General features: G+C 72.9%; 10 protein-coding genes. 7 read left to right on the top strand and 3 right to left on the bottom strand.

Annotation, left to right across the window (positions count from 1 at the left end):
• Positions 1-63: 63 nt before the first annotated feature.
• On the bottom strand, positions 64-459 hold the full coding sequence (locus tag GXW74_RS18315; protein WP_211847984.1) for a flagellar FliJ family protein: 396 nt from the start codon (positions 457-459) through the stop codon (positions 64-66).
• A 128-nt stretch (positions 460-587) separates the two neighbouring features.
• Between GXW74_RS18315 and GXW74_RS18310 the strand changes: the two genes are divergently transcribed.
• From GXW74_RS18310 to GXW74_RS18300, 3 genes are all read left to right on the top strand, one after another.
• Positions 588-1,688 (top strand): isocitrate/isopropylmalate dehydrogenase family protein, encoded by a 1,101-nt coding sequence (locus tag GXW74_RS18310; protein WP_211847983.1) that lies wholly within the window; start codon positions 588-590, stop codon positions 1,686-1,688.
• Positions 1,689-1,752: 64 nt separating this feature from the next.
• Positions 1,753-3,000, top strand: a complete 1,248-nt coding sequence (locus GXW74_RS18305; protein WP_211847982.1) for a flavin-dependent oxidoreductase — start codon at positions 1,753-1,755, stop codon at positions 2,998-3,000.
• Entirely contained in the window at positions 2,997-4,019 is a 1,023-nt protein-coding gene (locus GXW74_RS18300; protein WP_246523630.1) for an amidohydrolase family protein, read from the top strand. Before GXW74_RS18305 ends, GXW74_RS18300 begins: the two co-directional genes overlap by 4 nt.
• 300 nt (positions 4,020-4,319) lie before the next feature.
• Here GXW74_RS18300 and GXW74_RS18295 read toward each other — a convergent pair whose 3' ends face one another.
• Positions 4,320-5,393, bottom strand: coding sequence for a mandelate racemase/muconate lactonizing enzyme family protein (locus GXW74_RS18295; protein WP_211847981.1), 1,074 nt, complete (start codon positions 5,391-5,393; stop codon positions 4,320-4,322).
• Between the two features lie 71 nt (positions 5,394-5,464).
• Between GXW74_RS18295 and GXW74_RS18290 the strand changes: the two genes are divergently transcribed.
• The 3 genes from GXW74_RS18290 (at position 5,465) to GXW74_RS18280 (ending at position 8,291) form a co-directional block, all read left to right on the top strand.
• Entirely contained in the window at positions 5,465-6,184 is a 720-nt protein-coding gene (locus GXW74_RS18290) for an FkbM family methyltransferase (protein ID WP_211847980.1), read from the top strand.
• 87 nt (positions 6,185-6,271) lie between these two features.
• A complete protein-coding gene (locus GXW74_RS18285) occupies positions 6,272-7,240 on the top strand; it encodes a Bug family tripartite tricarboxylate transporter substrate binding protein (RefSeq protein WP_211847979.1) in 969 nt (322 codons plus the stop codon).
• A gap of 43 nt (positions 7,241-7,283) precedes the next feature.
• Positions 7,284-8,291 carry a hypothetical protein gene (locus GXW74_RS18280; RefSeq protein ID WP_211847978.1) on the top strand — a complete coding sequence of 336 codons (1,008 nt, stop codon included), beginning with the start codon at positions 7,284-7,286 and terminating at the stop codon, positions 8,289-8,291.
• A 120-nt stretch (positions 8,292-8,411) separates the two neighbouring features.
• Here the strand turns inward: GXW74_RS18280 and gltX are convergent, their stop codons facing one another.
• Complete coding sequence (gene gltX / locus GXW74_RS18275) at positions 8,412-9,809, bottom strand: glutamate--tRNA ligase (RefSeq protein WP_211847977.1); 1,398 nt, start codon at positions 9,807-9,809, stop codon at positions 8,412-8,414.
• Positions 9,810-9,928: 119 nt separating this feature from the next.
• Here gltX and GXW74_RS18270 point away from each other — a divergent pair, with 119 nt between their 5' ends.
• Positions 9,929-12,094, top strand: a complete 2,166-nt coding sequence (locus tag GXW74_RS18270; protein WP_211847976.1) for a ComEC/Rec2 family competence protein — start codon at positions 9,929-9,931, stop codon at positions 12,092-12,094.
• Positions 12,095-12,141: the final 47 nt, after the last annotated feature.

The following is a 12,141-nucleotide window of genomic DNA, read 5'->3' as shown; positions in this document are numbered from 1 at the left end:
CCTCCCGGGAGCCGAGTTTGGCCGCACACTACATGACGCGCGCGAATGCGCGAGGGGGGCGGGTCAGTCGCGCTGGCGCTGCGCGGCCTCGTCCAGCCGGGCCTGGGCGCGGCGGGCGGCGATGCGGCGCGCGGCGACGGCGCGGCGCTCGCGCAGGATATCGATGAGCTTTTCCGCACCGCGGGCAAGCGCCAGGGCCTCGCGCTCCGCCTCGGTGGCCGCCTCGGCGCGCTTGGTGGCGGCGGCATGGGCCTGGCGCGCCTCCAGCCCGCGGGCGAGGAAGGCGCCGTAGGTGGCAGGCGCATCGCCGGGGCGCTCGGCGCGGAGGGCTGCCTCATGGGCGGCGGCGGCGTCCTGCCGGGCGGCGAGCGCGGCCCGGGCCTCGGCCAGGCGGCGCTGCGCCGCGAAGACATCCAGGCGACGCAGCCTGGCGAGGGTGGCAAGCGGATCGCGCGGCACGGAAGCAGACCCTGGTGGTGGCACGCCGCATCCTGCCGGCGAAGCCTTGCCGCGCGGTGAACACCGGCTGGCGCGGGCGGCGCGCCCATGGGACAAGCGCGGCAAGCAACACGCCCGAGGAAACGCCCATGCCCATGCCCTCGAACACGCTGCGCATCGCCGTCCTGCCGGGCGACGGCATCGGCACGGAGGTGACCGCGGCGACGCTCGCCGTGCTGGACCCCCTGGCGAAGCGCCACGGCATCGGCCTCGCCTTCGAGGAACTGCGCGCCGGCGCCTTCTGCTACCGCGACACCGGCACGGCGATGAGCGAGGAGACTTTTGCCAGTGCCGCCAAGGCGGATGCGATCCTGCTCGGTGCCATGGGCTGGCCGGAGATCCGCGCGGCGGACGGGACGGAGATCGCGCCGCAGCTCGACCTGCGCTTCCGGCTGAACCTCTATGCCGGCGTGCGGCCCTTCCGCGCGCTGCCCGGCGTGCCGGTCGCACTTGCCGACCCGCGCGCGCGGGAGATGGACCTGGTGATCGTGCGCGAAAGCACCGAGGGCCTGTTCCATTCCCGCGACCGCGGCACCGTCACGCACGACATGGCGGAGGAGACGCTGCGCATCACCCGCGCGACGACGGAGCGGCTGGCGCGCTTCTCCTTCGACCTCGCGCGGCGGCGGGCCGAGCGGCGCGGCCGCAAGGGCACGGTGACGCTGGTGGACAAGGCCAATGTCTTCCGCGCCTTCGCCTTCATGCGCGCGATCTTCGCGGAGACCGCGCCGGCCTACCCCGACGTCGCGCATGCGACGCACTACGTGGACGCGATGGCGCTCGACCTGGTGCGCAAGCCCTGGGCCTTCGACGTGCTGCCGACCGAGAACATGTTCGGCGACATCCTCTCCGACCTCGGCGCCGGGCTGATCGGCGGCATGGGCTTCGCGCCGTCGGCCGACATCGGCGATACCCATGCGGTGTTCCAGCCGGCGCACGGCACTGCGCCGGACATCGCGGGGCAGGGGCTGGCGAACCCGACGGCGACGATCCTCTCCGCCGCGATGATGCTCGACTGGCTGGCCGGGCGCGGCGCCGGGCAGGGCTTCGCCGATGCGGCGGCGGAACTCGATGCCGCGGTGGACGCCGCCTTCGCCGGCGGGCTGCGCACGCCGGATATCGGCGGCAGGGACGGCACCGCGGCGGCGGCGCGCGCGGTGGCGGAGAAGATCGGCGCCACGGCGCCCTGACCCCCCGGGCTGACCCGATCCGCCGGCGCCGCTATCCTGCGCCGCAGGGAATGGAGCCAGTGGCATGCGCGTACTCATCGCCGGCGGTGGGATCGGCGGGCTGGCGGCGGCGCTTTCGCTGCACGCCGCCGGGATCGAGGTGGAGGTCTTCGAGCAGGCGCCGGAGATCAGGCCGCTCGGCGTCGGCATCAACGTGCTGCCGCATGCGATGCGGGAACTGACCGAGCTCGGCCTGCAGGACCGCGTCGCCGCGGCGGGGATCGTCACCCGGGAACTCGCCTATGCCAACCGCTTCGGCCAGATGATCTGGTCCGAGCCGCGCGGCAGGTTCGCCGGCTATGCCTGGCCGCAGGTCTCGATCCATCGCGGCCACCTGCACCTGGTGCTGCTGGAGGCGGCGCGCGAGAGGCTGGGCGATGCGCGCATCGTCCTCGGCGCGCGCATGGCGGGCTTCGAGCAGGACGCGACCGGCGTCACCCTCCGCCTCGAGGACGGGCGGAGCGCCCGCGGCGACGTGCTGGTCGCCGCCGACGGCATCCATTCCGTCGCGCGCACCGCCTTCTACCCGGATGAAGGCCCGCCGATCTGGAACGGCGCCATCCTCTGGCGCGCAACCAGCATCGCTGCGCCCTTCCTCACCGGCGCGACCATGGCTCTGGCCGGCAATCGCGACGTGAAGTTCGTCGTCTATCCGATCGCCGACCTGCCGGATGGGCGGAAGCTGACCAACTGGATCGCCGAGCGCCGCGTCGACCCGGACCAGGAATGGAAGCGGGAGGATTGGAACCGCCCCGGGCGCATCGAGGACTTCTTCGGCACCTTCGCCGATTGGCGCTTTCCCTGGCTCGACGTGCCGGCGCTGATCCGTTCGGCGCAGTCGGTCTACGAATTCCCGATGGTGGACCGCAACCCGCTGCCGCGCTGGACGCATGGGCGCGTCACGCTGCTCGGCGACGCGGCGCATCCGCTCTACCCGATCGGATCGAACGGCGCGTCGCAGGGCATACTGGATGCGCGCACGCTGGCGCTGAAGCTCGCGACCATCGACGACCCGATCGCCGCGCTGGAAGCCTATGAGGCCGTCCGCCGGCCCGCCACCGCGGCGCTGCTGGTGGCGACGCGCGGCGACGGCCCCGACATGGTGCTCGACATCGCCGAGGCCCGCGCGCCGGACGGCTTCGCCGACATCGAGGCGGTGATGCCGCTCGCCGAACGCGCCGAGATCGCCGCCCACTACAAGCGCCTCGCCGGCTTCGAACCGGCCATGCTGAACGCCCGCCCCAGCCTCTCGCCGCCGAGGAAAGCCGCATGAGCCAGCACTACCTGCCCGTCCGCGAAGCCTGGCTGGCCGCCCGGCAGGAGGAGATCCTCGACCCCGGCCAGCGGATCGTCGATCCGCACCACCACCTGTGGGAGCGCCCGGGCTGGCGCTACCTGCTCGACGACATCCTCGCCGACATCCGCACCGGGCATGACGTGCGCGCGACCGTGCTGGTGCAGGCGCGCGCCTTCCACCGCGCCGACGGTCCGGAGGAGCTGCGCCCGGTCGGCGAGACCCAGTTCGCCGCCGGCGTCGCCGCCATGTGCGAGAGCGGCGTCTATGGCGACGTCCGCGTCTGCGCCGGCATCGTCGGCTTCGCGGACCTCACGCGCGGGGAGGCGGCGGGCGCGGTGCTCGACGCCCATATCGCCGCCGGGAATGGCCGCTTCCGCGGCATCCGCCACATCGCCACCTGGGACCCCGACCCGGAGATGCTGAACCCGGCCTACACCCCGGCCGAGGACATGCTGGACAGCGCCGGCTTCCGCGCCGGCATCGCGGAACTGGCGAGGCGCGACCTGTCCTTCGACGCCTGGCTCTACTTCCACCAGATCCCGCGCCTGGCCGCGCTGGCGCGCGCCTTTCCGCAGGTGCCGATGGTGCTCGACCATTGCGGCGGCATCCTCGGCATCGGGGGCTATGCCGGAAAGCGGAACGAGGTCTTCGCGCAATGGTCGGCGAACATGCGCGACCTCGCGGCCTGCCCGAACGTGATGGTGAAGCTCGGCGGCCTCGGCATGCGTCTGCCGGGCTTCGGACTGGAGGATGGGGAGATCGCGCCCTCCTCGCAGATGCTCGCCGATGCCTGGCGTCCGTGGATGGAACGCTGCATCGAACTCTTCGGCAGCAGGCGCTGCATGTTCGAGAGCAACTTTCCGGTGGACAAGGGCGGCTACGGCTACGCGGCCGGCTGGAACGCCTTCAAGCGCCTGGCGGCGGGCGCCGGCGAGGAGGAGAAGGCGGATCTCTTCTGGCGCTCCGCCACGCGCTTCTACCGGCTGCCGGGCTGATACCATCGGCCGCTCTTCGCGACCGCTGGTATGAGGCTGTTCGTGCCCTTGGGCGCCGGGCGCAAACCTCCGGCCTGCTTGGCTTCGCCGGACCACCGGCGGGCCGCTTTCGCGGCCTCGGCACGAGTCAAAGACTCGTGCCGCTGGTATGAGAGCTCCTTCGAGGATGCCGGCACCGGCCCGCACCTCCGCCCGGCCACCCGACGACAGTATGCTGATTGGATGGCCGGGCGGGGGCGCGGGCCGGTGCCGGCATCGAGAATGCGCCGATCGGCGCATTCTCAAACGGACTCCGAGGCGTCACAGCGCCGGCTCGTAGCCCAGCCCGGGCGCGTCCGGCACGTCGATGGTGCCGTTGCGCGGCACCAGCTTCTCGCCATAGGGCGCCTGCCGGAGGTCGGCGAAGTAGATCTCGATCGGTTCGGCCTCCTCCGTCGCGGCGAGGAAGTGCAGCGTCGCCAGCAGCCCCGGGCCGAAATAGGGGCAGTGCGGCACCAGGCGCACGCCGGCCTCGCGCGCCAGCTCCGCGATCTCCAGCATCGCTGACAGCCCGCCGATCTTGGTGACCGATGGCTGCGCCACGTCCACCGCGCGCGTTTCGAACATGCGGCAGAAATCCTCGACGCTGCCGTTGCACTCGCCGGCCGAGATCGGCACCGGGGCGGCGGCGCGGATGCGCGCGATCGCGGGAATGTCCTCGGGCGGCCAGATCGGCTCCTCGACCCAGGCGATGTCATGCGGGGCGACGTCCTCGCAGAACTGCACCGCCTCCTCTTCCGTGTCCCAGGCGCAGTTGATGTCGAGCATCAGCGGGATCCCGCGCGGCGCGGCGGCGCGCGCGGCGCGGATGCAGGCGAGGTCCACCTCGTGCAGCTTGATCCGGCGATAGCCGCGGGCGAGCGCTTCCGTCACGTTGCGCCCGACGTCGTCCGGATTGCCGTAGCGCAGCAGGCTCGCATAGGCCGGCACGGAGGGCCGCGCGGCATCGCCCAACAGCGCGTGCAGCGGCTTGCGCGCGGCCTTGGCGCGGATGTCCCACAGCGCGATGTCGATCGCCGAGATGCCGAAGGTGACCGGCCCATTGCGGCCGAAATTGTGGAACCGGCGTGCCAGCATGCGGGTGACGCCGGCGATGTCGCGCGCATCCTGCCCGATGCAGGCGGGGCCGATCAGCCGGTCGATCGCGTCCCGCGTGGTCTCCGCCACCGTGAAGCCGAAGCCCTCGCCCCAGCCATGGATTCCGTCATCGGTCTCGACCCGCACCAGCAGCGTGTCCATGGCCTTGAGGTGCAGGTTGCCCCCGACGCCCGCGGCCGAGGCGCCATAGGTGAAGTCGCTGCGCTGGAGATGGGTGGTGACGCGGGTGATCTTCATCGGGCCGGCAGGTCCTGTGCGGGGGCTGGTCGCGCTTGCGGGGCCGCAGTGAAGCGCCGCACAATGGCTGCATGCAAGCTGGGCATGCGCGCCTCAAGGCGAGATGGTTCAAGTACGACGGCCGACAGCTTGAACTGCTCGGGCGCGAGGACACGAGCACGGGCCATGTCATCCGGGAGATCTTCAAGGAAAAGGTGTACGCCCCGGTGCGCGGCCTTCCGCCGCCGCGCAGCGTGCTCGACATCGGCGCCCATCTCGGCTTCGCCTCCGCCTATTTCCGCCTGATGTACCCCGAGGCGACGATCTTCTGCGCCGAGCCCGACCCGGATTCCTTCGCCATCCTGTCGCGCAACGCCGAACGGATCGGCAATTGCCATGCGTTCAATGTCGGCCTGTTCGACAAGGACACGACGGCCGGCTTCAACGCCGCCCGCATCTCGGTGCTGAGCTCCCTCTTTCCCTTCGATGGCGGGCGCATCGCGACCAATGCGATCGAGGTGCGGCTCCGCCACGCCGGCGCCTTCGCCGCCGAGCTGCGGGAGCGCTTCGGCGTGCCGGGCTTCGACCTGATCAAGATGGACACCGAAGGGGCGGAACTGCCGATCCTCGCCGCGCTCGGGGACCTGGTCGCGGCGGCCGGCGTGATCCATCTCGAATTCCACAGCCATGCCGATCGTCGCACGATCGACGGGTTGCTGTGCCGCACGCATCGCCTCTTCCACGGCCGCATCGAACAGCCCAACCGCGGCACGCTGACCTACGCCGCCACGCATCTGCTGCCCGGCGCCTGACGCTCGCCGACTGCCCTTTCGCGCCGCCGCGACTTCGCGGATGCTGGTCCCTCGCCCGCACGGAACCGTCGGGCAGGGAGGAAACACATGAACCGCAGGACGCTGCTCGGCGCCGCCGCCGCGCTGCCGCTCGCCGCCCCGGCCCTTGCCCAGGCGCCCTTCCCGGACCGGCCCATCCGCCTGATCGTGCCCTTCGCGGCGGGCGGTCCTTCGGACATCGTCGCGCGCCTGGTCTCGCCCAAGGTCAGCGCCGCCCTCGGCCAGCCCGTGGTGGTGGAGAACCGGGCCGGGGCGGGCGGCGTCACCGGCGTCGATGTCGCGGCGAAGGCGGCACCGGACGGGCATACGATCGTCATCGGCAGCGCGGGCGGCCTCGCCATCTCGCCACGGCTGGACCGCGGCACGCCCTATGACCCGCTGCGCGACCTGGCGCCGCTGACCCTCGCCGTGCTGGTGCCGGAACCGCTGGTGGTGCCGGCCGCGACACCCTTCCGCAGCATGGCGGAGCTGATCGCCGCCGCGAAGGAGAACCCTGGGCGGCTGAACTACGGCTCGGCCGGCTCCGGCAGCATGCCGCACCTGGCCGGCGAATTGCTGCGCGCGGCGGCGGGCATCGACATCGCGCACGTGTCCTATCGCGGCGGCGCGCCGCTGGCGACGGCCCTGCTGCAGAACGAGGTGCAGCTCGGCTTCGCGGACCTGCCGATCCTGCTGCCGCATATCCGCGCCGGCGCGCTGCGCGCCCTGGCGGTCGGCACGCAGCAGCGCCTGGCCTGGATCCCGGACGTCCCGACCATGGCTGAGGTCGGCCTGCCCGGCGTCGACGCCAACAACTGGCACGGCTTCGCCGCGCCGGCGCGCACGCCGGAGCCGGTGCTCGATAAGCTGCACGCCGCCCTCGCCGGCGCGCTGAACGATCCCGCGATCCGCCGCGCGCTGCACGACCAGGGGGCGATCCCCGGCGGCGATTCACGCGCGGAATTCGGCGCCTTCCTGCGCAGCGAGCTCGACAAGTGGGGTGAGGTGATCCGCCGCGGCAACATCCGCGCCGATTGAGCGATCGGCGCGGCGCCGCGCGGCCTCGTACAGGGAGAATGGCATGAGCGACGAGCGCGCCGCCTGGGATGCGGTGGGCGACTGGTACCACGCCTGGTTCACCGGGATCGTGCTGACGGCGGTCTCGCGCCGTGGCGCGCGGGATGCGGCGGAGCTTGTCTTCGGCATCTTCCGCCGGCAGCAGCGAGAGCGCTTCCTGCCCGGGCTGGAGAAGCTCGGCATCGCCGGCCTGCCGCCGGCCGTGGCGGCGGCGCGCTACCACTACCTGTCGAACGCCATCGGCGGCGTCGGCGTGGAATACGTCGAGGAATCCCCCCGCAAGGCGTGGATCCGCTACCCGCCGCCGCGCTGGGTCTGGCCGGGTGCCGCGATCTGCGGCATCCCATCCGAGGTGAACGCGGCGATGCTGCGCGGCTGGCACGCGAACAACGGGGTGATGCTGGGCTGCCTGCGGCTCGGCTTCGTCTGCACCGGGCAGACGGTGGACGGCCAGCCCGGGCTCGAAGGCTACTACTTCGAGCACGACCGCGACCTGGCGCCGGAGGAACGCCTGCGTTTCGCGCGCGGCGAACGCATGCCGCGCTTCGACCCCGCGACTGCCCCGCACCTGCCCGCGGACGACTGGCCCGCGGAGCGCATCGCCAAGGCGAAGCGCGGCTACGCGATGGAATACGCGCGCACCGCCATGCAGGAAGCGGTGGCGCTGTTCGGACCGATGGAGGGCGGGCACCTGCTCGGCCTCGCGGCGCGGCTGGTGGCGATGCAGCTCTACGCCGAGACGGCGGCGGCCCTCGGCACCTCGACCTTCGCGGAATTCATGGTGGCGATGGCGACGGCCGAAGGTGACGCGGCAGACGCCGCGCCGCAGGACGACGGCAGCATCATCGTCACGCGGCGCGGCTGCGCGCTGCTGCGCGGCGTGGCGGACCCGCATCCGGCGATGATGGCGGCGTGGGAGGACCTGCTCGTCGGGGCGCTGGCGGCGGCGGATCGCTTCGCCGTGCTGGAACGCGTCGGGCCGCTTGCCTGGCGTGTCAGGCCGGGGGAGTGAACTCCCCCGGACCCCCTCCTTTTTCTGTCTGTCGGCAAGGAGCACCCGGCGCGCCGCGTGCGCCCATCCAGGTGATCAAAGAAGGAGGGGGGATCGGGGGGAGTTCCCTCCCCCCGACCTTCACTCCCCGGCCGCGGCCAGGATCCGCAGCGTCGCCTCATCCTTCCCCAGCGCCCACAGCACCGAGTTGATCGGCGGGCTGGTCGTGCTCCCCGTCAGCGCGGCGCGCAGCGGCTGTGCCACCTGGCCGAGCTTCACGCCCTTCACCTCGGCGTAGTCGCGCAGCCACTGTTCGAGATCGGCCTTCTCCCACGGTGCATCGCCGAGGAAATCCGCGAGGTCGCGCAGCCGTTCCCTCGCCTCCGGCGTCAGCAGCGCGAGCGCCTTCTCCTCCATCGCCGGCACGCCCTCATGCGCGGCGAAGGCGGCGGCGCCGGCGAGTTCCTCGATGGTGCGCGCACGTTCCTTGAGATCCGGCATCAGCATCGCCACGCGCTCCGCGCCGTCTGTGCCGAACAGGACGCCGCGCTTCGCCAGCACTTCCAGCGTCGCGCGCGTCAGCCGCTCGTCGTCGGCCTGGCGCAGATAGACGCCGTTCAGATGCGTCAGCTTCGCGTAGTCCATGCGCGACGCCGCGCGGCCGACATCCTTCAGGTCGAACAGTTCGATGGCACGGTCGCGCGGCACCACCTCCTCGTCGCCATGGCCCCAGCCGAGGCGCAGCAGGTAGTTGCACACCGCTTCCGGCAGGTAGCCCTGGTCGCGGAAATCGAGCACCGACACGGCGCCGTGCCGCTTCGACAGCTTCGCCCCGTCGGCGCCGTGGATCAGCGGGATATGCGCGAAATGCGGCCGCCGCCAGCCCATCGCGTCATAGACCATGCACTGGCGGAAGGTGTTCGTCAGGTGGTCGTCGCCGCGGATGACATGGGTGATGTCCATGTCGCGGTCGTCCACCACCACGGCATGCAGGTAGGTCGGCGTGCCGTCGCTGCGCAGGATGATCATGTCATCCAACTCGGTGTTGGCGACGCGGACCTCGCCCTGCACCAGGTCCGCCACCACGGTCTCGCCTTCGAGCGGCGCCTTGATGCGGATGGCGTAGGGCTTGCCCTCCTGCTCCGGCCCCGGCTCGCGGTCGCGCCAGCGGCGGTCGTAGCGGGGCGGGCGGCCCTCGGCCATCGCGCGCTCGCGCATCTCCTGCAGTTCCTCGGGCGTCGCCCAGCAGCGATAGGCCTTGCCCATGGCGAGCAGGGCGCGGGCGATCTCGGCATGGCGCGCCTCGCGCGCCGCCTGGAAGACCGGCGGCTCGTCCGGCGTCAGCTCCAGCCAGGTCAGGCTTTCGAGGATCTGGTCCACCGCCGCCTTGGTGGAGCGTTCCTTGTCCGTGTCCTCGATGCGCAGCAGGTAGGTGCCCTTGTGGTGCCGCGCGAAGAGGTAGTTGAACAGCGCGGTGCGGGCCCCGCCGATATGCAGGTAGCCGGTGGGCGAGGGGGCGAAGCGGGTGCGGACGGTCATGGCGCCTGTGGGCTCTATGCGAAGGCGCCCCTTAGACCAGATCGGCCGGGCGGGGTGAACCCGGGCCGCGCAAACCTCTCCCCCGCGTGCAGCACAGCGGGCTAGAATGAACGCAGGAGTTGCGGAACCAGGACCTGTCCAGCACCGTTGCGCGAGAATCGCCCTTCCGTCCCGGCACCGCCCTCGGCGCCGCCGCCCTGCGGGTCGAGGTGCTGCTGGCCGGCGAGCGCGGCCGCCTCGCGCCCTGGCTCGCGGTGGCGATGGGGGCGGGGGTGCTGGCCTATTTCGGGCTGCGCGAGGAACCCTCGCCCTGGGTCATGGCGCCGGCGCCGGTGCTGGTCGTCCTGGCCTGGTGGGTCGCGACGCGGGCGCCGCATGCGGGCTGGGGGCTCGGCCTGGTCGCCGCGGCGGCGCTCGGCTTCGCGGCGGCGGTCGGGCATGCCTGGCTGGCGCCGCCCGCCCTCGCGCCCCCCATGCGGGCCGTGGTGCTGTCGGGCGTTGTACTCGACGCCGACCTGCTGCCCGAGGGCCGGCGCGTCACCCTGGGCGAACCGCGCTTCGGGCCGGAGGGGCCGCCGCAACCCCGCACCATTCGCGTCCGGCTCCGCGCCAATGACCCGGCGCGGCCGGAACCGGGCGACCGGCTCAGCGTAAGGGCGCTGGTGCGCGCCCCCTCGGCGCCGGCCTATCCGGGCGCCTGGGACTTCCAGCGCGCGGCCTTCTTCGCCGGACAGGGTGGCGCGGGCTTCGCCATCGGCCCGGCGGAGGTCGCGGCGGGGGAGGGCAGGGCGCCGCCGCTGTCCGGCCTGCGCGCGGAGATCGAGGCGCGCGTCACGGCGGTCCTGCCGGGCCCGGCCGGGGCGGTGGCGGCGGCCCTGCTGACGGGCGGGCAGAGCGCCATCCCGCGCGATGACCTCGCCGCCATGCGGGATTCCGGGCTCGCGCACCTGCTCTCCGTCTCCGGCCTGCACATCGCGATCGTCATGGGCGTGACCTTCTGGGTGGTCCGTTTCCTGATCGCCTGCTGGCGGTGGCTGGCGCTGCGGGTGGACGGCAAGGTCTGGGCGGGCGTCGTCGCGCTGACGGCGGGCGGCTTCTACCTGCTGCTGACCGGTTCCCAGGTGCCGATGCAGCGATCCTTCGCGATGGCGGTGCTGGTGACGATCGCCCTGCTGACGGGGCGGCAGGTGGTCTCCCTGCGGAGCCTGGCGCTGGCGGCGGCGGCGGTGATGCTGGTCTCGCCCGATGCGGTGCTCGGCCCCTCCTTCCAGATGTCCTTCGCCGCGGTGCTGGCGCTGATCGCCGGCTGGGAGGCCATGAAGGGCCCGATGGCGCGGCTGCGCGGCGATGGCGCGTGGTGGCGGCGCGTGCTGGTCTTCGCGGGCGGGCTGGTCGGCACCTCGGTGCTGGCGGGGGCCGCGACGGCGCCCTTCGGCCTCGCGCATTTCGGCCGGCTGCAATGGTACGGCGTGGCGGCGAATGCCGTGGCGGTACCGCTGACCTCGGTGCTGGCCATGCCGGCGGGGATGGCGGCGGCGCTGCTGATGCCACTGGGGCTCGACGCGCCGGCGCTCGCGGTGATGGGCTGGGGGGTGGAAGGCGTGCTCGCCGTTGCGCGCGAAGTGGCATCCTGGCCCGGCGCGGCGCAGGGGGCGCGGCCGATTCCGCCCTGGGGGCTCGGGGTGCTCGCCTTCGGCATGGTCTGGCTCTGCCTGTGGCGGCTGCGCTGGCGGCTGCTCGGGCTGCCGCTGATGGCGCTGGGGCTGGCCAGCCCGACGCTCCACCGCGCGCCGGATCTCTTCGTCTCGGGCGATGCGCGGCTGATCGGCTTCGCGGCGGAGGGCGTGCTGTGGCTGCAGCGGCAATCCGGCGCTTCCTCCCTGACGCGCGACGCCTGGCTGCGCGCCCACGGCATCGCGGAGCCGCGCCCCTTGCCGATGGATGGCGAGGCGGCGCGCGGCGCCATCGCCTGCGATGCCGGTGCCTGCGTGCTGCGCGCCGTGCCCGGCGGGCCGGAGGCGGTGCTGCTGCGCCGTGCCCCGTTCGCCGAATACTGCGGGCGCGCCGTGGTGGTCGTCTCCGCCGAACCGGTGCGCGGGCGCTGCGCCGGCAGCGCGGTCGTGGACCGCTTCGCGGTGTGGCGGAACGGGCCGCACGCCGTCTGGCTGGGCAGTGGCGGGGCGCGGATCGTCTCGGACCGCGCCTGGCGCGGCGCGCGGCCCTGGGTGCCACCGGTACCGGTGCCGCGTGGGCGGGAGGACCTGCCGCTCGCGCCGGTGGAATAGCGCCCACGACTGGACGACCCCGCCCGTGACAGGTGCCTTCGCCTGCT

Source organism: Neoroseomonas eburnea, from assembly GCF_018129005.1.
GTDB lineage: Bacteria > Pseudomonadota > Alphaproteobacteria > Acetobacterales > Acetobacteraceae > Neoroseomonas > Neoroseomonas eburnea.
Note: the sequence above shows the minus strand (reverse complement) of the source record. Positions and strands in the feature narration are given on the sequence as shown.

Bases quoted from the DNA above. Each gene is read 5' to 3' on its own strand.
- GXW74_RS18290 (WP_211847980.1), top strand. From the start codon at position 5,465: ATGCAAGCTGGGCATGCGCGCCTCAAGGCGAGATGGTTCAAGTACGAC.
- GXW74_RS18310 (WP_211847983.1), top strand. From the start codon at position 588: ATGCCCATGCCCTCGAACACGCTGCGCATCGCCGTCCTGCCGGGCGAC.
- GXW74_RS18285 (WP_211847979.1), top strand. From the start codon at position 6,272: ATGAACCGCAGGACGCTGCTCGGCGCCGCCGCCGCGCTGCCGCTCGCC.
- GXW74_RS18280 (WP_211847978.1), top strand. From the start codon at position 7,284: ATGAGCGACGAGCGCGCCGCCTGGGATGCGGTGGGCGACTGGTACCAC.
- GXW74_RS18305 (WP_211847982.1), top strand. From the start codon at position 1,753: ATGCGCGTACTCATCGCCGGCGGTGGGATCGGCGGGCTGGCGGCGGCG.
- GXW74_RS18300 (WP_246523630.1), top strand. From the start codon at position 2,997: ATGAGCCAGCACTACCTGCCCGTCCGCGAAGCCTGGCTGGCCGCCCGG.
- GXW74_RS18295 (WP_211847981.1), bottom strand. From the start codon at position 5,393: ATGAAGATCACCCGCGTCACCACCCATCTCCAGCGCAGCGACTTCACC.
- gltX (WP_211847977.1), bottom strand. From the start codon at position 9,809: ATGACCGTCCGCACCCGCTTCGCCCCCTCGCCCACCGGCTACCTGCAT.